18 protein-coding genes and 1 pseudogene are annotated in these 18,752 nt (G+C 69.9%); 15 read left to right on the forward strand and 4 right to left on the reverse strand.

Annotated features, from left to right (window positions below; all coding sequences use genetic code 11):
- Both FPZ61_RS03175 and psbC read left to right on the forward strand, forming a co-directional pair.
- Window positions 1-143: pseudogene (locus tag FPZ61_RS03175) on the forward strand (photosystem II D2 protein (photosystem q(a) protein)); the annotation flags it as partial.
- A gap of 7 nt (window positions 144-150) precedes the next feature.
- Entirely contained in the window at window positions 151-1,515 is a 1,365-nt protein-coding gene (psbC, locus tag FPZ61_RS03180) for a photosystem II reaction center protein CP43 (protein ID WP_221629759.1), read from the forward strand.
- Between the two features lie 107 nt (window positions 1,516-1,622).
- Here psbC and FPZ61_RS03185 read toward each other — a convergent pair whose 3' ends face one another.
- Window positions 1,623-2,231 carry a nucleoside triphosphate pyrophosphatase gene (locus FPZ61_RS03185; protein ID WP_185464934.1) on the reverse strand — a complete coding sequence of 203 codons (609 nt, stop codon included), beginning with the start codon at window positions 2,229-2,231 and terminating at the stop codon, window positions 1,623-1,625.
- Between the two features lie 135 nt (window positions 2,232-2,366).
- Between FPZ61_RS03185 and FPZ61_RS03190 the strand changes: the two genes are divergently transcribed.
- The 3 genes from FPZ61_RS03190 to FPZ61_RS03200 are packed head-to-tail and all read left to right on the forward strand — an operon-like array spanning window position 2,367 to window position 4,491.
- On the forward strand, window positions 2,367-2,750 hold the full coding sequence (locus FPZ61_RS03190) for an Npun_F0494 family protein (RefSeq protein WP_185464935.1): 384 nt from the start codon (window positions 2,367-2,369) through the stop codon (window positions 2,748-2,750).
- Window positions 2,751-2,758: 8 nt separating this feature from the next.
- A complete protein-coding gene (locus tag FPZ61_RS03195; RefSeq protein ID WP_185465140.1) occupies window positions 2,759-4,243 on the forward strand; it encodes a cobyric acid synthase in 1,485 nt (494 codons plus the stop codon).
- Window positions 4,240-4,491, forward strand: a complete 252-nt coding sequence (locus FPZ61_RS03200) for a 2Fe-2S iron-sulfur cluster-binding protein (RefSeq protein ID WP_259738927.1) — start codon at window positions 4,240-4,242, stop codon at window positions 4,489-4,491. The genes FPZ61_RS03195 and FPZ61_RS03200 overlap by 4 nt, the downstream gene beginning before the upstream one ends.
- On the opposite strand, the gene mnmA is transcribed toward FPZ61_RS03200, so the two are convergent.
- A complete protein-coding gene (gene mnmA, locus FPZ61_RS03205; RefSeq protein WP_370594263.1) occupies window positions 4,482-5,687 on the reverse strand; it encodes a tRNA 2-thiouridine(34) synthase MnmA in 1,206 nt (401 codons plus the stop codon). The genes FPZ61_RS03200 and mnmA overlap by 10 nt on opposite strands.
- Before the next feature lie 112 nt (window positions 5,688-5,799).
- On the opposite strand from mnmA, the gene FPZ61_RS15795 reads away from it, so the two are divergent.
- Window positions 5,800-7,344, forward strand: coding sequence for an NAD(P)H-hydrate dehydratase (locus tag FPZ61_RS15795; protein WP_370593351.1), 1,545 nt, complete (start codon window positions 5,800-5,802; stop codon window positions 7,342-7,344).
- Between the two features lie 98 nt (window positions 7,345-7,442).
- Window positions 7,443-8,369, forward strand: coding sequence for a sigma-70 family RNA polymerase sigma factor (locus tag FPZ61_RS03215; RefSeq protein ID WP_185464937.1), 927 nt, complete (start codon window positions 7,443-7,445; stop codon window positions 8,367-8,369).
- An 18-nt stretch (window positions 8,370-8,387) separates the two neighbouring features.
- On the opposite strand, the gene pdhA is transcribed toward FPZ61_RS03215, so the two are convergent.
- Entirely contained in the window at window positions 8,388-9,479 is a 1,092-nt protein-coding gene (gene pdhA, locus FPZ61_RS03220) for a pyruvate dehydrogenase (acetyl-transferring) E1 component subunit alpha (protein ID WP_185464938.1), read from the reverse strand.
- A gap of 124 nt (window positions 9,480-9,603) precedes the next feature.
- On the opposite strand from pdhA, the gene FPZ61_RS03225 reads away from it, so the two are divergent.
- From FPZ61_RS03225 to FPZ61_RS03245, 5 genes are all read left to right on the forward strand, one after another.
- Window positions 9,604-11,553 (forward strand): ARC6/PARC6 family protein, encoded by a 1,950-nt coding sequence (locus FPZ61_RS03225; RefSeq protein ID WP_185464939.1) that lies wholly within the window; start codon window positions 9,604-9,606, stop codon window positions 11,551-11,553.
- Window positions 11,554-11,643: 90 nt separating this feature from the next.
- Entirely contained in the window at window positions 11,644-13,098 is a 1,455-nt protein-coding gene (gene ffh, locus FPZ61_RS03230; RefSeq protein WP_185464940.1) for a signal recognition particle protein, read from the forward strand.
- A gap of 96 nt (window positions 13,099-13,194) precedes the next feature.
- Window positions 13,195-13,560: a 30S ribosomal protein S16 gene (gene rpsP, locus FPZ61_RS03235; protein WP_185464941.1), complete on the forward strand. Its 366-nt coding sequence runs from the start codon at window positions 13,195-13,197 to the stop codon at window positions 13,558-13,560.
- 11 nt (window positions 13,561-13,571) lie between these two features.
- The gene (locus FPZ61_RS03240) at window positions 13,572-14,570 is read left to right on the forward strand and encodes a PhoH family protein (RefSeq protein WP_185474743.1); all 999 of its coding nucleotides are present in this window, start codon (window positions 13,572-13,574) and stop codon (window positions 14,568-14,570) included.
- A gap of 65 nt (window positions 14,571-14,635) precedes the next feature.
- A complete protein-coding gene (locus FPZ61_RS03245) occupies window positions 14,636-15,370 on the forward strand; it encodes a Bax inhibitor-1 family protein (protein WP_185464943.1) in 735 nt (244 codons plus the stop codon).
- Window positions 15,371-15,391: 21 nt separating this feature from the next.
- Here the strand turns inward: FPZ61_RS03245 and FPZ61_RS03250 are convergent, their stop codons facing one another.
- The gene (locus tag FPZ61_RS03250) at window positions 15,392-15,919 is read right to left on the reverse strand and encodes a hypothetical protein (RefSeq protein WP_185464944.1); all 528 of its coding nucleotides are present in this window, start codon (window positions 15,917-15,919) and stop codon (window positions 15,392-15,394) included.
- Between the two features lie 31 nt (window positions 15,920-15,950).
- On the opposite strand from FPZ61_RS03250, the gene era reads away from it, so the two are divergent.
- From era to trmD, 3 genes are all read left to right on the forward strand, one after another.
- A complete protein-coding gene (gene era / locus FPZ61_RS03255; protein WP_255441329.1) occupies window positions 15,951-16,970 on the forward strand; it encodes a GTPase Era in 1,020 nt (339 codons plus the stop codon).
- A gap of 78 nt (window positions 16,971-17,048) precedes the next feature.
- Window positions 17,049-17,537 (forward strand): phycobiliprotein lyase, encoded by a 489-nt coding sequence (locus FPZ61_RS03260; protein WP_370593352.1) that lies wholly within the window; start codon window positions 17,049-17,051, stop codon window positions 17,535-17,537.
- Window positions 17,534-18,748: a tRNA (guanosine(37)-N1)-methyltransferase TrmD gene (gene trmD, locus FPZ61_RS03265; protein WP_185474753.1), complete on the forward strand. Its 1,215-nt coding sequence runs from the start codon at window positions 17,534-17,536 to the stop codon at window positions 18,746-18,748. Before FPZ61_RS03260 ends, trmD begins: the two co-directional genes overlap by 4 nt.
- Window positions 18,749-18,752: the final 4 nt, after the last annotated feature.

Genomic DNA, 18,752 nt, shown 5'->3' on the forward strand with positions numbered 1-18,752 from the left:
CTGAGGACCCCGAATTCGAGACCTTCTACACGAAGAACATTCTTCTGAACGAAGGTCTGCGTGCCTGGATGGCACCGGCCGACCAGCCGCATGAAAACTTCGTCTTCCCTGAAGAGGTTCTGCCCCGTGGAAACGCCCTTTAATTCCTCCATGGTGGCCGTCGGGGGCAAAGACCTCGACTCCACCGGTTATGCCTGGTGGGCCGGCAACGCCCGCCTGATCAATCTCTCCGGTCGCCTGCTCGGCGCCCACGTGGCCCACGCGGGTCTGATGGTCTTCTGGGCCGGAGCGATGATGCTGTTCGAAGTGAGTCACTTCAGCTTCGACAAGCCGATGTACGAGCAGGGACTGATCCTGTTCCCCCACGTGGCCACTCTCGGCTACGGCGTGGGCCCCGGCGGTGAGGTCACCAGCCTCTACCCGTTCTTCGTGGTCGGTGTGCTGCACCTGATCAGCTCCGCCGTGCTCGGCCTCGGCGGCCTATACCACGCCCTGCGTGGCCCGGAGATCCTGGAGAACTACTCCTCGTTCTTCTCCCAGGACTGGCGCGACAAGAACCAGATGACCAACATCATCGGCTATCACCTCATCCTGCTGGGTGTGGGCTGCCTGCTGCTGGTGTTCAAGGCCATGTTCTTCGGCGGTGTCTACGACACCTGGGCGCCCGGTGGTGGCGACGTGCGCCTGATCACCAACCCCACCCTTGATCCGGGTGTGATCTTCGGTTATCTGTTCCGCGCCCCCTTCGGTGGTGAGGGCTGGATCATCGGGGTCAACTCGATGGAAGACATCATCGGCGGCCACATCTGGCTCGGCCTGATCTGCATCTTCGGCGGCATCTGGCACGTGATCACCAAGCCCTTCGGCTGGGTGCGCCGTGCCTTCATCTGGAACGGTGAGGCCTACCTGAGCTACAGCCTCGGTGCTCTGAGCTTCATGAGCTTCATCGCCTCGGCCTACATCTGGTTCAACAACACCGCCTACCCCTCGGAGTTCTACGGCCCCACCAACGCCGAAGCCTCCCAGGCCCAGAGCTTCACCTTCCTGGTGCGTGACCAGCGCCTCGGCGCCAACATCGGCTCTGCCATGGGCCCCACCGGCCTGGGCAAATACCTGATGCGCTCCCCCACCGGTGAGATCATCTTCGGCGGTGAGACCATGCGCTTCTGGGACTTCCGCGGTCCCTGGCTGGAGCCCCTGCGCGGCCCCAACGGCCTCAGCCTCGACAAGCTCCAGAACGACATTCAGCCCTGGCAGGTGCGTCGGGCTGCTGAATACATGACCCACGCTCCCAACGCCTCCCTCAATTCCGTGGGCGGCATCATCACCGAACCCAACTCGGTGAACTTCGTGAACGTGCGGCAGTGGCTCTCGGCCACCCAGTTCGTGCTCGCCTTCTTCTTCCTGGTGGGTCACCTCTGGCACGCGGGCCGCGCCCGCGCCGCCGCCGCCGGTTTCGAGAAGGGCATCGACCGTCAGGCCGAGCCCACCCTGGCCATGCCGGATCTCGACTGATCCTCTCCAGGCGCTTCGGCCCTGCAGCCATCGTCAACCCCTCGCCATGGCGGGGGGTTTTTTCATGGCCCGGCTGCCCAGAACGCCCAGATCTTCCGCTGATCGGCTCAGGTGAGCGGATATTCAGGGGAGTCGCTCTGGGCCAGCCAGCGGCGCAGCAGAGGCAGGCTCAGGCCGATCACGTTGCTGAAGCAGCCCTCGATGCGCTCCACCAGGGGAGCGCCCCGGCCTTCGAGGGCAAAGCCGCCGGCACAGCTCAGGGGCTCACCGGTGGCCACATAAGCGGCGATCGCCGCCTCACTGAGCTGCGCGAACTTCACGCGGGTGGTGACCGTGGCCAGCAGAGGCGTGGCTTCCGGCGCGGGCAGCAGGCAATGGCCCGTGTGCAGCTCCCCCCAGGAGCCGGCCATGCGCCGCCAGCGGCTGGTGGCTTCCTCGGCATCGCGGGGCTTGCCATACACGGCCCCGGCGAGCATGAACAGGGAGTCGCAGCCCAGCACCCCGCCCAGCCGCCCAGCGGCCGGCAGCACCAGCTCTCGCCCGACCGCCTCGGCCTTGGCCTGTGCCAGGGCCTGCACCAGCTGCAGGGGATCCGGGTCACGCCAGGCCTCCTCATCGACGCCGCTCACCTGCACCCGGTGGGGAATGCCCGCCTGCTCCAGCAGGCGCCGTCGCGCCGGCGAGGCGGAGGCCAGCACCAGTGGAGCCTGCACCATCGACAGCGGCCTCCTGGCCCTTCCACGATGCTCAGAATTCTCCCCTGACGGGGTGATCGGCCGAGTGAATGGCGGCGCGAATCACGCCCTGCGAAGCAGCCACGAGCACGGGGGCTGATCCGGGAGAATCGGGCCATGGATGGCTCCCTCTCCGGCACCCTCAACGATCCCCGCTCCCTGAACCGGGCCGCCAGTGCCCTGCGCTGCCTTCCTTTCCGGCGGGCGTTCTACGGGCTGCTCAGCGGCGAGGCGATCAGCAGCGAGGGGCTCAGCCGGCGAGCCGAACAGGCCGAGCTCACCGTCGCCCCCCTGAGCAGCGAGCGGGCTGAAGACCACTTCATCTGGTTGATCCGGGTGGGGGTGCTGCGCCGGGAGGTGGATGGCCAGGGGCTGACCGAGCGGGTGCGACTCACGCCGATGGGGCGGGACCTGCTGGAGCGCTGGAGTGAGGAGATCCCCCGGGCCGGCCTGCTGGAGCGCATCCGCCATGGGCTGCGCCGTCGCTGGCCGCGCCTGTGACGGCGCTGATGGTGCTGGGAACCAGCAGCGGCGCGGGCAAATCGCTGATGGCCGCTGCCCTCTGCCGGGTGCTGCTGCGCCGGGGCGAAACGCCACTGCCCTTCAAGGGCCAGAACATGAGCCTCAATGCCTGGGTGGATCCGGGGGGTGGCGAGATGGCCTACAGCCAGGCCCTGCAGGCCTGGGCGGCGGGTCTGGAGCCCATGGTGGCGATGAATCCCGTGCTGCTCAAGCCCCAGGGGGACAGCACCAGCGAAGTGATCCATCTGGGGCGCTCGGTGGGGGTGTGCCGGGCGGAGCACTACTACCGCGACTGGTTCCGCCCGGGCTGGGCGGCGATCCGCCAGGGCCTGAGCGATCTGCAGACCAGCCATCCAGGCGGTCGGCTGGTGCTGGAGGGTGCCGGCAGCCCCGTGGAGGTGAATCTGCAGGCCCGGGATCTCACCAACCTGCGCCTGGCCCAATTCCTGCGGGCCCGCTGCCTGCTGGTGGCCGACATCGAGCGGGGGGGAGTCTTCGCGCAGATCGTGGGCACCCTGGCACTGCTGCGGCCGGTGGAGCGCCCCCTGATCAGGGGCATCCTGATCAACCGTTTCCGCGGCCGGCGGGAGCTCTTCGACGAGGGCCGCAGCTGGCTGGAGCGCCACACCGGTCTGCCGGTGCTGGGGGTGATGCCCTGGCTCGATGAGCTCTTCCCTCCCGAGGATTCGCTCGACCTGCTGGAGCGCAAGGCGCGCAAACCCGACGCGGAGCTGGAGATCGCCGTGCTCCGCCTGCCCTCGATCAGCAACTTCTCCGATCTCGATCCACTCGAAGCGGAGCCCAGCGTGCGGCTGCGCTGGGTGCGCCCCGGAGAGGCGCTCGGCAACCCCGATGCCGTGGTGATCCCCGGCAGCAAGCAGACCCTGCGGGATCTGGAGGCCCTGCGCGCCAGCGGCCTCGGCGACGACCTGGGGCGGTATGTCTCCGGGGGCGGCCATCTCTTCGGCCTCTGCGGCGGCCTGCAGATGCTGGGCCGCAGCCTGCTGGATCCCCACGGCCTCGAAGGGGGTGGCGGCGGCGGTGAGCACGCCGGGCTCGGGCTGCTGCCCCTGATCACCCAGTACGGCAACAACAAGGCGACGCAGCAGGTCTGCGCCCCGGCCCTCTGGCCGCCGGGCAGCAGCCTGGCGCTGGAGGGATTCGAATTGCACCGGGGCCAGAGTGAGTGCCAGGAGCCGGACCGCTGCCAACCCATCGCCGAGCGCACGGGCCTCGGCTGGTGGAGGGCCGACCAGAACGGCGCCGTGGTGGCCGGCACCTATCTGCATGGGGTGTTCGACTCTGGCCCCTGGCGGCGGCGCTGGCTGAACCAGCTGCGCCTGCGCCGCGGGCTGAGCCTGCTGAGTGAGCGGCAGCCGCACCACGGCCAGCAGCGGGAGGCCCTGCTGGATCGTCTCGCCGAGGCCTTCGAAACCCACGTGAACCTGGCCCCCCTGCTGGATCAAGCGTGAAGCCCGCCGCCACACCGATCACCGTGCACTGGCCCGATGGGCGCAGCACCCAGGTGCTCCCCGGCACCGACTGGCTGCAGGCGGCCGCCGAAGCCGGCCAGACGATCCCCACCGGCTGCCTGGGGGGCAGTTGCGGGGCCTGTGAGATCGAGGTGAACGGCCGGGTGGTGCGGGCCTGCATCGCCACGGTGCCCGCGGCCCGCAGTGGCGAGCTGCAGGTGGAGCTGGCCAGTGATCCCTACTGGTGAGCCCGATCCGGCGGTGGGCCCTGTATCAGCCCGCCGCCGAGCACCAGCTCGCCGGCATAGAACACGGCCGCCTGGCCCGGGGTGATCGAGAACTGCTCCTCACTGAATTGCAGACGCCCACGAGCCGGCCGTCCGGAGGCCCGGTCGGCGTCGGTGGGCGCCATGGGGGTGAGCCGGGCGGCCACCGGTGCGCTGCGGTAGCGCACCTGCACCTCCAGCTCCAGGGGGCCATCGGGCGGGGGGATGGAGACCCAGTTGATCGCGCCCACCACGCAGGCGCCGCAGGCCGCCTCGGCTCGGGGAGCCACCACCACCCGGTTCATCGCCCCATCGAGGCGCACCACATGCAGGGGCTCGCTCCAGGCCACCCCCAGCCCCTTGCGCTGGCCGATCGTGAAGTGCTCGATGCCATCGTGCTCGCCCACCACCGTGCCGTCGGCCAGCACGATCTGGCCCTGGCGGGGCGGCAGGTAGGCATCGAGGAAAGCCTTCATCGAGCCGTGGTGATCGGCCAGGCAGAGATCCTGACTCTCGGGCTTGCGGGCGGTGCGCAGGCCGAGGGCTTCGGCCTCGAGCCGGGTGTCGGGCTTGGTGAGTTCCCCGAGCGGGAACACCAGCCGGGCCAGCACCGCCTGGGGCAGGTCGTAGAGGAAATAGCTCTGGTCCTTGTGGGCATCGAGGCCGCGCAGCAGCTGGTGGCGGCCGCTGCCGGCACCGGTGTCGGCGAGGCGGACCCGGGCGTAGTGACCGGTGGCGATGCGGCTGATCCCGAGTTCGGCCTCCGCCCACTCCAGCATCGGGGTGAATTTCACCTCCCGGTTGCAACGGGAGCAGGGCAGCGGGGTGACCCCGTCCCCATAGCCCTGAACGAGAAAGTCGACGATCTGCTGCTGGAAGCGCTCGCGGCTGTCGACCACGTGGTGGGGCACCCCCAGCTGCTCACATAGGCCGGCGGCATCCACCAGCCCCTCGGCGCAGCAGGCCCCCTTGCCACTCATCAGCCAGAGGGTGAGACCCTCCCCCTGCCAGCCGGCCGCCACCAGCAGCGCGGCGGTCAGGGAGCTGTCGACCCCACCGGAGAGGCCCACAGCCACCCGATGCTCCCCGGGCCAGGCGCGCAGACGCTCGAGCGCCGCCGCGCCGGCGGCGGTGACGGCGGCGGAGCCTTGGCCGGAGGCGGGGGCGGTGGTGGTCAAAACCGGAAGCCTCCGGAGCGGGGGAGGAACGAAACAGCAGGGCGGTGTTCCCATCATGGGACCGGGGCCCCGGCAACGGGGTCCCGCCTCCATCGCCCGTCCCAGGACCCCCGTGAGCAGCAGCGACCCGATCCACTGGCCCCTCAGGGACGCCGCCCACCTGCTGGTGCGCTCCGAGCAGATGGCGCAGCTGGAGCAACAGCTCTTCGACAGCGGGCTGCCGGTGGAAGCCCTGATGGAGAAGGCGGCTCTGACGATCAGCGCCCGGCTGCTGAGCGAGCCGGGAGCCCTGCGCGAGGGGGTGCTGGTGCTGGTGGGCCCCGGTCACAACGGCGGGGATGCCCTGGTGGTGGCCCGGGAGCTCCACCTGGCCGGGGTGACGGTGCGGCTCTGGAGCCCCTTCGAGCGTCAGAAACCGCTCACCGCATCCCATTGGCGCCATGCCCTCTGGCTCGGCATCGAGCGACTGAGCTCCACCCCTGATCCCGGCGAGGCTGCCCTCTGGATCGATGGGCTCTTCGGCATCGGCCAGCGGCGGGCACCGGGTGAAGCGATCGAGACCCTGCTGGCCGAGCGGGCGCGGCTGAGGCCGGGCCGGCTGGTGGCCATCGACACCCCCACCGGTCTCTGTGCCGACAGCGGCAGGCTGCTGGGGAGCTGGGCCGCCCGGGCGCGCAGCACCTACTGCCTCGGCCTGATCAAGCAGGGACTGGTCCAGGACCGGGCTCTGGCCTGGGTGGGACAGCTGGAGCGCCTGGATCTGGGGCTGCCGGCGGCGCTGCTGGCGAAGCTGCCCGCGGATCAGCCCCTGGGCCTGGGCGGCCCGGACCAGGCCAGCGCCCCACCCCTGGAGCCGGCGCCCGAGGTCGCCAAGTACGGCCGGGGCCGCCTGCTGGTGGTGAGCGGCAGCGCCGCCTACCCCGGCGCGGCCCTGCTCAGCCTGCTGGGGGCGAGCGCCAGCGGCTGCGGCAGCCTGCGCGCGGCCGTGCCCGAGCGGGTGGCCCAGCAGCTCTGGAGCCTGCTGCCCCATGTGGTTCTGGGGCCAGCACCGGGGGAGCCCGGCGCCCTGGAGCGGCTCGATGCGGTGCTGATCGGCCCGGGCCTTGGGCCGGCCGCCTCCTGGGAGGGGCCCGACAGCCCGCCGCTCTGGGGGGCCCTGCAGGCCTTCAGCGGGCTGTTGGTGATCGATGCCGATGGTCTCAACCAGCTGGCCGCCGGGGTGGCTGGCGACGCGATGGCCTGGCTGCAGGCGCGGCGTGGGCCCACCTGGTTGACACCCCATGGGGGGGAATTCGCCCGCCTGTTCCCTGATCTGGCCGGCGACGCGCCGCTGGAGGCCGCCGCTGCCGCTGCCGAGCGCAGTGGCGCGTCGCTGGTGCTCAAAGGGGCCCGCAGCGTGATTGCGGCGCCGGATGGAAGGCGCTGGCAGCTGCTGGAGGCGGCGCCGGAGGCCGCCCGGGCCGGTGCCGGCGATGTGCTGGCGGGATTCGCGGCGGGCCGAGGCGCCGTGGCGATCGCCGCCGGATCATCGCCGGGAGAAACCTCCAGCCTGGCTGCCGCCGCCCTGGCCCATGCCCAGGCGGGGCTGGCGGCCGGGCGACGGCTCGGTGCGGGTCAGGTGACTCCCCAGGCCCTGGCTGCGTCCCTGAGCCACTGATTGTGTCGTTTTACTTGCAGAACCTTGAAAGGTTGCTGAAGTCACATCGTTTTTGATGATCTTCATCAGACATTGAGGCGAACCTCCGGATTGGGCGCATGACAGCCTCCACCCTCAAGCCCCGCGAACAGCGGCGGCGGGGGAGCGATCCGATCAGCTGGTATCTGGGCACGATCGGACGGGTGCCCCTGCTCACGCCTGCCGAGGAGATCGAACTGGGCAACCAGGTGCAGGCCATGATGCAGCTGCTGGAAGCCGGGGTGCCGGATCCACCTCTCGTGCGCCAGCGACAGTTGCTGCGCCTGGGTCGTCGCGCCAAGGAGCGCATGATGAAGGCCAATCTTCGCCTCGTGGTCAGCGTGGCCAAGAAGTACCAGGGCAAAGGCCTTGAACTTCTGGATCTGATTCAGGAAGGATCACTCGGACTGGAGCGGGCGGTCGAAAAGTTCGATCCCACCCGCGGCTACAAGTTCTCCACCTATGCCTTCTGGTGGATCCGCCAGAGCATGACCCGGGCGATCGCCTGCCAGTCGCGCACGATCCGCCTGCCGGTGCATCTGAGCGAGCGCCTCAGCGCCGTACGCCGGGTGAGCCTGGAGCTGGCCCACAAGCTCGGGGCCATGCCCAGCCGCAGCGAGATCGCCGAGGCCATGGCGATTCCGATCGAGGAGCTCGATGGGCTGTTGCGCCAGTCGCTGACCACCTCCAGCCTGGATGCGCCGGTGAATGGCGAGGAAGGGCGCAGCTTCCTCGGTGATCTGATCGCCGATTCCAGCCACGAGGAGCCCCTTGATCAGGTGGAACGGGGCATGCACCACGAGCAGCTGGAGCGCTGGCTGAGCCACCTCAGCGACCAGGAACGCCAGGTGCTTGCCCTGCGCTTCGGGCTGGATGGCCGGGAGCGCAACACCCTGGCTGAAATCGGTCGGCAACTGAAGGTGTCCCGCGAGCGGGTGCGCCAGGTGGAGCTCAAGGCGCTGCGCAAGCTGCGCGGCCTCACCAGCCGCCTGCCCAGCCAGCTCTGACTCCCACCCCGGGCGGGGTCAGTCCTCAGCCCAGATGTAGCGGGTGAGTTCGCCAGGATCGGGCTCGGGGGCGCCGACGGCGAACTCCACGGCATCGGCCACTTCGGCGTCGATCTCCTTCTCGATCGCCTTCAGCTCCTCAGCGGTGGCCAGTCCGTGGGTGGTGAGATGGGCCGCCAGTGCCTTGAGCGGATCCCGCTTGGCCCAGAACTCCTTCTCCACTTCGCTGCGCAGCTCGTCGGGATCGGCCAGGGAATGGCCACGGAAGCGGTAGGTGAGGCATTCCAGCAGGGTGGGACCCTCACCGGCCCGGGCCCGCTCCACGGCGCGCTGGGCGGCGGCGCGCACCGCCAGCACATCCATGCCGTCGACCTCCTCACCCGCCATGCCGAAGGAGGCGGCCTTGCGCCAGATCTCCGGATCGCTGGTGGCCCGGTCGTGGGCCATGCCGATCGCCCATTTGTTGTTCTCGACGACGAACAGGATCGGCAACTTCCAGAGCGCCGCCATGTTCAGGCATTCGAAGAACTGTCCGTTGTTGCAGGTGCCGTCTCCGAAAAAGGCGGCGGTCACGGCGTCACTGTCGGCCTCGCCGAGGGCCTCACGCTTGTAGCGGCTGGTGAAGGCGGCACCGAGGGCCACCGGAATGCCCTCACCGATGAAGGCATAGCCCCCGAGCAGATGGTGCTCACGGGAGAAGAGGTGCATCGATCCGCCACGCCCTTTGCTGCAGCCCGTGGCCTTGCCGAACAGCTCACTCATCACCTCCCGGGCCGGCACCCCGGCGCTGAGGGCATGCACGTGGTCGCGGTAGGTGCTGCAGAACCAGTCGTGCTGGGCCCGCATGGCCTTGATCACCCCTGTGGAGACGGCTTCCTGCCCGTTGTAGAGGTGAACGAAGCCGAACATCTTGCCCCGGTAGTACATCTCGGCGCACTTGTCTTCGAAGCGGCGACCCAGGGTCATGTCGCGGTAGAGGGTGAGGCCCTCATCGCGGCTCACGGTGGCCGGCCCGGCCGGGTAAAGCGCCGCCAGGCGTTCGGCATGGCTGCCGGCGGCAGCAGCCCCGTCGGCTGCCGGTTGGAGAGTGGCGGCGATCTCCTGAGTCATGGCAAGGGAGTCGGGGCTTTTGATCACGACTGTAGGGGGAGGGCCAGGCTGGAAAGGTCAAAACCGATGCCACTGCCTACACTCGCCCCAACACCCAGGATCAAGGGTCCGCGAGCTGCCGGGGTTGGAACTGCCGATCGACCACTTTCGTCTGCTCGGTGTGAGCCCGGCCAGCGATGCCCAGACCGTGCTGCGCACCCTGCAGCATCGGCTCGAGCGGGCACCGGACCAGGGCTTCACCCTGGAGACGATCCGGGCTCGCGCCGACCTGCTGGAGACCAGCGCCGACGTGCTCTCCGATTCGCAGCGCCGCCAGGCCTACGAGGCCCAGCTGATGGCGATCGAACAGGGGGGTGAGGGCGAAGGGGTGGCGGCTGGCCTCGATGTCGCCCCGTCGAAGGAGATCGGCGGGCTTCTGCTGCTGCTGGAAGCCGGGCTGCCATCGGAGGCCTTCAAGGCCGCCTTCAACTGCCTGCAACCGCCCCAGGCTCCGGCCCTGGGCAGCGGCCGAGAGGCTGATCTCTGCCTGCTGGCCGCTCTGGCCTGCCGCGCCGCCGCCTCCGAGCTGCGCGACCAGCGCCATTACGAGGCCGCGGCCCATGCGCTGCAGCAGGGCATCCAGCTGCTGCAGCGCATGGGTCAGGTCCCTGATGAGCGGGTGAAGCTGGCGGGCGACCTGCACGGGCTGCTCCCCTTCCGCGTGCTCGGCCTGGTCAGCCGACCGCTCACCGCCACTGCTGAACGAGCCGAAGGACTCGAGCTGCTCGAGAGTCTGGTGAAGCGCCGCGGAGGACTGGAGGGCCAGCAGGACCCCAGCCTGCCCCAGGAGGACTTTCAGGCCTTCATGAAGCAGATCCGGCTCTTTCTCACCGTCCAGGAGCAGGTGGATCTGTTCGGCCGCTGGGCCGAAAACGGATCGGAGGCCGCGGGGTTCCTGGCGAGCTGCGCCCTCACCGCCTCAGGCTTCGCCCAGCGCAAGCCCGAGCGCATCGCCGCCGCCCAGACCCGCCTGCAGGCCCTGGGCCAGCCTGGTGTCGAGCCCCTGCTGGCCTGCCTGCATCTCCTGCTCGGCCAGATCGAGCAGGCCCTGGACCGTTTCGGTTCCGCAGCGGCTCCGGAGCTGAAGGCCTGGGCCGCGGAGCAGTCCGACGACCCCCTGGCCCAGCTCTGCTCCTACTGCCGCGACTGGCTGAGCCGCGACGTGCTCCCCGGTTACCGCGACATCGAGGTGGATGCCGATCTCGATGCCTACTTCGCCGATCGGGATGTGCAGGCCTTCGTCGAGCAGCAGGATCGCCGCCAGGCCCGCGGCCAGGCCGGCGACTTGAAAGCCATCGATCCCCTCGCCGCGGGGGACGCCGCCTGGGCGCGACCCGAGCTCGACCTCGAAAGCAGCCTCCCGCCACCCCCCTGGATCGACCCCGGGGCCACCGAAACGGCTGAGCCTCTCCGTCCTCCTGATCAGGGGCAGGCCAGAGGAGAGCAGGCCAGTCAGCCCCGGCCCCGGTCCACCAGGCCGAAGGCCGTGCTCTGGATCGCGCTGGCGGCCGGGATCGCCCTGATCGCCGGCCTCTGGCTGCTGAGGCGTCCCCGGCCTGAGGCCGCCCCGCAGCCGCCACCGCCCGTCAGCAGCCAGGCCCCCAGCCCAAGCCCACCGGCACCCCCGCAGACTGCCGCCCCGGTCCCCCTCACCAGCGCCAACCCCAGCCAGGACGATGTGCGCCGTCTGCTGGAGAGCTGGCTGGCGGCCAAGGCGGCGCTGCTGGATGGGCGTTCCACGGCCGCCGACCTCGATCAGCTGGCCCGCCCGGCCCTGGTGCGTGAGCTGCGCTCCCAGGCCCGCAGGCTGGAAGCCAGAGGCCAGCGCCAGAAGATGGAGGCCACGATCCGGCAGTTCTCGCTCACCGACCGGAGCCCGCGGCGGATCGAGGCCGATGTGCAGCTCGACTACAGCGAGGAGATCCGCTCAGGCGACAAGGTGATCGAGCCCAGGACCAGCGCCGACCTGCGCAACATCTACGTCTTCGGCCGCGACGGCGGCACCTGGAAACTGGCCGATTTCCGCCGACGCTGAGGGGCCCCTGGCCTGATCGGCAGCGTCCCTGCCGTTGTGTCAGGGTCTTTGGGAACGATTGATCCTGCGGGTCACCCCTTCTGCGTCACCATGTTCGACGAGCTGTCCCAGCGTTTTGAGGATGCGGTCAAGAGCCTGAAGGGCCAGGACCGGATCACGGAAAGCAACGTGGAGGGGGCCCTCAAGCAGGTGCGTCGTGCCCTGCTCGAGGCCGATGTGAGCCTGGAGGTGGTCAGGGGGTTCATCGACGAGGTGCGCGCCAGGGCGGTGGGCGCCGAGGTGGTGCGTGGCGTCAGCCCCGATCAGCAGTTCATCCAGCTGGTGCATCAGGCCCTGGTGGAGGTGATGGGCGGTGAGAACGCCCCGCTGGCGGTGGCGGATCAGGCCCCCACCGTGATCCTGATGGCGGGCCTGCAGGGCGCCGGCAAGACCACCGCCACCGCCAAGCTCGGTCTGCACCTGAAGGAGCAGGGAAAACGGGCACTGATGGTGGCCGCCGATGTCTACCGGCCCGCCGCCATCGACCAGCTGCAGACGCTGGGGGCGCAGATCGGCGTGGAGGTGTTCAGCCTGGGGGCAGACGCCAGGCCCGAAGACATCGCCGCCGCCGGCATCGCCAGGGCGAAGGAGGAGGGCTTCGACACCGTGCTGGTGGACACCGCCGGCCGGCTTCAGATCGACGCCGGGATGATGGAGGAGATGGTGCGGATCCGCCAGGCCGCGGCACCCGATGAGGTGCTGCTGGTGGTGGATTCGATGATCGGCCAGGAGGCGGCCGAACTCACCCGCGCCTTCCATGAGCAGGTGGGCCTCACCGGTGCGGTGCTCACCAAGCTCGACGGCGACTCCCGCGGTGGCGCCGCCCTCTCGATCCGCAAGGTGAGCGGTGCCCCGATCAAGTTCATCGGCACCGGCGAGAAGGTGGAGGCCCTGCAGCCCTTCCACCCCGAGCGGATGGCCAGCCGCATCCTGGGCATGGGCGATGTGCTCACCCTGGTGGAGAAAGCCAGCAAGGAGGTGGAGCTGGCCGACGTGGCGCGCATGCAGCAGAAGCTGCAGGAAGCCTCGTTCGACTTCTCCGATTTCCTGCAGCAGATGCGCCTGATCAAGCGCATGGGCTCCCTGGGCGGCCTGATGAAGCTGATCCCCGGCATGAACAAGATCGACGACGGCATGCTCAGGCAGGGGGAGGACCAGCTCAAGAAGATCGAGGCGATGATCGGCTCGATGACGGCAACCGAGCGGGAACAGCCCCAGCTGCTGGCGGCCCAGCCCTCGCGCCGGCGGCGGATCGCCTCCGGCAGCGGCCACAGCCCGGCCGATGTGGACAAGGTGCTGGCCGACTTCCAGAAGATGCGTGGCTTCATGCAGCAGATGACCCGCGGCGGCATGCCAGGGATGCCAGGGATGCCCGGAATGCCGGGCATCCCTGGCATGGGCGGTGGGCTTCCGGGGATGCCGGCGCCGGCGCCGGCGGGGCGGGGCGGCGGCTCCCGCAAGGCCAGCCGTCCCCCCAAGAAGCGCAAGGGATTCGGCCAGCTCTGAGGGGCGGCAGGGTAAAGTGCTTGTTTGGCGTGTGATTCCACCGCCAGGCGGAGTTTCCGCCCAACCCAAACACCAAGTCAGCAAGGCAAGGCCACGATGATCAAGCTCCGCCTGAAGCGGTTCGGCAAGAAGCGGGAAGCGAGCTTCCGCCTGGTGGCCACCAACAGCACCTCCCGCCGGGACGGTCTGCCGCTCGAGGAGCTGGGCTTCTACAACCCCCGCACCAAGGAAACCCGCCTCGACGCCGAGGCGATCCGCGTGCGCCTGGGCCAGGGGGCCCAACCCACCGACACCGTCCGCTCCCTGCTCGAGAAGGGCGGGCTGATCGAGAAGACCATCCGTCCGGGTGAGACCGTCGGCAAGGCCAAGCAGGCCGCCGGCCGCGAAGCCGCCGTCAAGGAAGCCGCCAAAGCCGCAGCCGCCGCAGCTCCTGAGAGCGAAGCCAGCAGCGCCGATGCCTGAGCGGACGCCCCATGGCCGGGGCTGAAACGCTTCCTCGCTTCTCGATCGATCTTCCCCACCAGGAGGGAGCCCTTGCCCTGGCCGGCGAGGCAGAAGCCAACCTGCATCGCCTCGAGGCCCTCACCGGCGCCTCCCTGGTGCTGCGGGGGTTGCAGCTGGTGATGCAGGGCAGGCCCCCCCAGCTGGAGCGGGCCTCGGCCCTGGTGGAGTTGCTCCGGCCCCTCTGGGGAGAGGGTCAGGCGATCAGCACCGTCGATCTGCAGACAGCCCTCACCGCCCTCGACACCGGTCGCAGCAGCGAACATCGCGAGCTCTCCCAGCAGGTGCTGGCCCGCAGCCAGAGCGGCAGACTGCTGCGCCCCCGCACGGTGCGCCAGAAGAGCTACGTGGAGGCCATGGAGCGCCACGACCTCACCCTGGCCCTGGGTCCGGCCGGAACCGGCAAGACCTTCCTGGCCACGATTCAGGCCGTGCGCATGCTCCAGGAGCGGCGGGTGGAGCGCCTGATCCTCACCCGCCCCGCGGTGGAAGCCGGCGAGCGGCTGGGGTTTCTGCCGGGGGATCTGCAGCAGAAGGTCGACCCCTACCTGCGGCCCCTCTACGACGCCCTGCATGGCCTGCTGGGGGCGGAGCGCACCGGCGCCCTGCTCGAGAAAGGGGTGATCGAGGTGGCGCCACTCGCCTACATGCGCGGCCGAACGCTGGCCGATGCCTTCGTGATCCTCGACGAGGCCCAGAACACCACCACCGCCCAGATGCGCATGGTGCTCACCCGGCTTGGGGAGAACTCACGCATGGTGGTCACCGGGGATCCCACCCAGTCGGATCTGCCCAGGGATCAGCTCAGTGGCCTGGTGGAGGCCGCCGGGGTGCTGGCGGGCGGGGGGGGCGTCGCGATCTGCCACCCCCCCGCCGCCGACGTGGTGCGCCCCCCCCGGGTGCGGCGGCTCGGGCAGGCCTCCGCCCGCCGCGACGGCGGCGGGGCGCCGCGGACGTCCCAGCGGGGATAGGGAGATCCGCACACGTCCGCCCTGCCGGCACTGGCAGGATGGTGGGAACCGAAATCACTGGTCCCATGCCAGCCAGCAGCAATTTCCAGGAAGCGATCCGCGAGGCCCAGCAGGGCGCTCTGGTCGGTCCCAATGTCGTCAACAAGGCGCTGCCCTACGTGGGCGGTGGCATGGTGCTCACCGCGGCCGGCGTGATTGGCGGTCTCTCCCTGATGGCCAGCAGCCCCGGGCTGTTCATGCCCCTGTTCTGGGTGGCCCTGATCGGCAACTTCATCCTCTTCTTCGTGGCCCAGAACGCGGCCACCAAGGGCAACACCGGCACCGCCCTCCCGATCCTCACGGTCTACAGCCTGATCACCGGCTTCACCCTGAGCGGGATCGTGGCCTACGCCCTCAACGTGGCCGGAGTGGGTGCCATCGGCACCGCCACCCTGGCCACCGGCATCACCTTCCTGATCGCCTCGGTGGTGGGTCGTCGCATGAGCGACTCCATCGGTCAGGCCCTGTCCGGTGTGGTGGGCCTGGGCATCCTCGGCCTGATCATCGCCATGGTGGTGCAGCTCGTGGGAGGCCTGTTCATCCCGGGTTTCGGGGGGAGCGGTTTCGAGCTGCTGATCGCCGGTTTCGGCACCGTGCTGTTCGTGGGAGCCGCTTTCCTCGACTTCTACACGATGCCGCGCACCTACAGCGACGACCAGTACCTGGCCGGCGCTCTGGGCATGTATCTCACCTACATCAACCTGTTCATCTTCATCCTGCGCCTGATCATTGCCCTCAACGGCGGCGGTCGTCGCGACTGAACGGCTGAGCGACAGATCGCCTCAGGCGTCGGCCACCGCCAGCACAGCTGCGCGAATGGCCCGGCGCTGGGCTGGGTCGTACCCCCAGCGATCAAGGAAGGTCACGTCGTCGCCGGATCCGCCCGCACCGGCCAGCAGCACCTCCAGCCGTTTCTTGACGGCCATCGGCTCGAGCAACCGCAGCAGCTCCGTGCAGCGGCGAGACACCCGCTCCGAACGGGCCTGCTGGGCCTGATCATCCGCGCGCTGGTGGTGCAGCGCCATCGCCGTGCTCATGGCCAGGTTGCGGGCGGTGAGATCCACCACCCCATCCCCGGCCTGGCGCAGGCTGAGCACCAGGGGCTCCGGCAGGCGGTCCATCAGGGGCGCGTCGTGGGTGAGGGCCACCACGAAAAAGCCTCGGGCTCCATCGAGGCTGGCCACCAGCTCCCCCACCCGATCCGCCAGCACCTCATCGCTGAGTTCACCGTTCTCCCAGTGGCCCAGCCAGGCCGCCGCGATCTCCATCGCCTGGGGAAAGGTGGGGGTGGCAGGAGTGGACGCCGACATCACGAACCGCTGGGCTGGCACTGTTGAGGTTATGGACAAGCCGGGCCCCCGTGAGACCGACCTGGAGAAGCAGCCCGGCGAGGGCCTTCCCCTGCAGCTGCCCCAGCAGGCCCCCGACGGCTTCCGCTCCGGCTTCGTGGCCCTGATCGGGCGCCCCAACGTCGGCAAATCAACCCTGCTCAACCGCCTGGTGGGCGAAAAGGTGGCGATCACCTCCCCGCTGGCCCAGACCACTCGCAACCGTCTGCGCGGGATCCTCACCACCGCCGGCGCCCAGCTGGTGCTGCTTGACACCCCCGGCATCCACAAGCCACACCACCTGCTGGGGGAACGTCTGGTCAAAAGCGCCCGCGGGGCGATCGGCGAAGTGGACGTGGTGCTGCTGCTGGTGGACGGCAGCGAACCGGCCGGCCGGGGCGACGGGTTCATCGTGGAGCTGCTGCGTCACAGCCGGGCGCCGGTGCTGGTGGCGCTCAACAAGAGTGATCTCGTGGACCCCGCCAGGGCCGGCGAGCTGGAGGCCAGCTACCGGGAGCTGCTGGCCCTCTCCGACCGGCGGGCCGACCCGGCCGATCCCGGGCAGACCCGCAGCGGCTGGCCCCTCCTGCCCTGCAGCGCCAGCACCGGGGCGGGCTGCCCGGAGCTTGTGGAGGCCCTGGCCGCGCGGCTGCCCCTCGGCCCCCACCTCTACCCGCCGGATGCGGTCAGCGATCAACCCGAGCGGTTGCTGCTGGCGGAGCTTATCCGCGAGCAGGTGCTGACCCTCACCCGCGAGGAGGTGCCCCACTCCGTGGCGGTGCAGGTGGAGCGGATCGTGGAAGACGGCAAGCGCATCGCCGTGCTGGCCACGGTGCTGGTGGAGCGCTCCAGCCAGAAGGGAATCCTGATCGGCAAACGGGGCCAGATGCTCAAGGAGATCGGCAGCGGCGCCAGGGCCCAGATGCAGAAGGTGTTCAACGGGCCGGTGTACCTGGAGCTGTTCGTGAAGGTGGTGCCCAACTGGCGGCGCAACCCGGCGCGGCTGGCGGAACTCGGCTACCGCGGCGACTGAAAAGTGCGGCAACTGAAGAGTGCGGCGACTGAAGATCGCAGCGACTGAGAGGATGAACCGCCAGCCCGCTCCCCCGCCGTGACCGGCACCAGCCCTGCCTTCCCCCCCGAGGACCTGCCAGCCTTTCTCGACCTCTGCGCCGGCCAGTGGATGGTGCTTCGCAGCCAGATGGAGGCCAGTGCGGCCGCCACGGGCGACGACGACGCCTGGCATGACAGTCACCGCGGCGAGCTGGCGGTGGCCCTGCTGCCCGCTGCGCCGGGCCGTTCCCTGGGGGGGCTGGAGGTGACCGCCCCCGATGGTCTCTCCCGCCTGCTGGGCTTCGAGGCCGGCGGCAGCCTGCTGGGCTCCGAGGGCAGCATCGGCCACTGGCAGCTGTGGCCCGACGGCAGCCTGGAGCTGGTGATCACCAGCGGCGATCAGGAGCAGCGGGAGCGCATCTGGTTCACCAAACCGAACCTGCGCCTGCGCAGCATCATCGTCCACGGCGCCGATGGTCAGCCCGAGCAGGCCAGCTTCTGCTCGGAGATCAGGCGCGTCAGCCGCCCGGCCCCGGCGGAGTCCTGAGCGCGATGCGGCTGGATGTGGTGAGCCTGGCCCCCGAGTCGTTCGCGCCGCTGGCCAGCCTCGGCGTGATCGGGCGGGCCTTCAGCGCCGGCATCGCCGAACTGCACACCCACAACCCCCGCGATCACGCCAGCGATCGGTACCGCAAGGTCGACGATCAGCCCTACGGCGGTGGGGCGGGCATGGTGCTCAAGCCGGAGCCGGTGTTTGCGGCCTTCGAGGCGATTCCCGTGCTGGAACGGCGCCGGGTGCTGCTGCTCAGCCCCCAGGGCCAGCCCCTGCGCCAGGGCGACCTGCAGCGCTGGGCCCGCGAGCACGACCAGCTGGTGCTGCTCTGCGGCCACTACGAGGGCTTCGACGAGCGCATCCGCATCCTGGCCGATGAGGAGGTGTCGCTCGGAGATTTCGTGCTCACCGGCGGCGAGCTGGCGGCGATGGTGCTGATCAACGGGGTGGTGCGGCTGCTGCCGGGCACGGTGGGCAGCGCGGCGTCACTGGTGGAGGAGAGCCACAGCGGCCTGCTGCTGGAGCATCCCCACTACACCCGCCCGGCCGAATTCCGGGGCCTGGCGGTGCCGGAGGTGTTGCGCAGCGGCGACCACGGCGCCATCGCCCGCTGGCGGGCCGGGCGGCAGCAGGAGCGCACCCGCCTGCGGCGCCCTGACCTCTACCAGCGCTGGCTGCAGACAGCCAACCGCCAGGATGGATCCATGCAGATGCGGATCGGCAACGGCTACGACATCCACCGGCTGGTGCCGGGGCGCCCCCTGATCCTGGGGGGGCTGACCCTGGAGCATCCCGCCGGTCTCGGCCTCGATGGTCACAGCGATGCCGACGTGCTGGTCCATGCCCTGATGGATGCCCTGCTGGGGGCCCTCAGCCTGGGCGACATCGGCCAGCACTTCCCCCCCGACGATGAGCGCTGGCGGGGTGCCGACAGCCTGGTGCTCCTGGAGCAGGTGGTGGCCCTGGTGCAGGCGCGGGGCTGGCGGGTGGTGAATGTCGACACGGTGGTGATTGCCGAGCGCCCGAAGCTGCGGCCCCACATCGCCGCCATGCGCGCGGCGATCGCCCGGCGCATGGGCCTCGATCCGGATCAGGTGGGCATCAAGGCCACCACCAACGAGACCCTCGGTCCCACCGGGCGGGAGGAGGGGATCGCCTGCCACGCCGTGGCCCTGCTGGAGCCGTGCGGTGGCGGGAATGGGTAGGGTC

Origin of the sequence: Synechococcus sp. BSA11S (genome assembly GCF_014224355.1) — a bacterium.
Classification (GTDB): domain Bacteria; phylum Cyanobacteriota; class Cyanobacteriia; order PCC-6307; family Cyanobiaceae; genus Regnicoccus_A.

Excerpts from the sequence above, each read along its gene's own strand:
- FPZ61_RS03190 (WP_185464935.1), top strand. The coding sequence starts at position 2,367 with ATGGATGGCTCCCTCTCCGGCACCCTCAACGATCCCCGCTCCCTGAAC.
- FPZ61_RS03245 (WP_185464943.1), top strand. The coding sequence starts at position 14,636 with ATGCCAGCCAGCAGCAATTTCCAGGAAGCGATCCGCGAGGCCCAGCAG.
- era (WP_255441329.1), top strand. The coding sequence starts at position 15,951 with ATGGACAAGCCGGGCCCCCGTGAGACCGACCTGGAGAAGCAGCCCGGC.
- rpsP (WP_185464941.1), top strand. The coding sequence starts at position 13,195 with ATGATCAAGCTCCGCCTGAAGCGGTTCGGCAAGAAGCGGGAAGCGAGC.
- FPZ61_RS03195 (WP_185465140.1), top strand. The coding sequence starts at position 2,759 with ATGGTGCTGGGAACCAGCAGCGGCGCGGGCAAATCGCTGATGGCCGCT.
- psbC (WP_221629759.1), top strand. The coding sequence starts at position 151 with ATGGTGGCCGTCGGGGGCAAAGACCTCGACTCCACCGGTTATGCCTGG.
- pdhA (WP_185464938.1), bottom strand. The coding sequence starts at position 9,479 with ATGACTCAGGAGATCGCCGCCACTCTCCAACCGGCAGCCGACGGGGCT.
- ffh (WP_185464940.1), top strand. The coding sequence starts at position 11,644 with ATGTTCGACGAGCTGTCCCAGCGTTTTGAGGATGCGGTCAAGAGCCTG.
- FPZ61_RS03215 (WP_185464937.1), top strand. The coding sequence starts at position 7,443 with ATGACAGCCTCCACCCTCAAGCCCCGCGAACAGCGGCGGCGGGGGAGC.
- FPZ61_RS03250 (WP_185464944.1), bottom strand. The coding sequence starts at position 15,919 with ATGTCGGCGTCCACTCCTGCCACCCCCACCTTTCCCCAGGCGATGGAG.
- FPZ61_RS03185 (WP_185464934.1), bottom strand. The coding sequence starts at position 2,231 with ATGGTGCAGGCTCCACTGGTGCTGGCCTCCGCCTCGCCGGCGCGACGG.
- FPZ61_RS03240 (WP_185474743.1), top strand. The coding sequence starts at position 13,572 with ATGGCCGGGGCTGAAACGCTTCCTCGCTTCTCGATCGATCTTCCCCAC.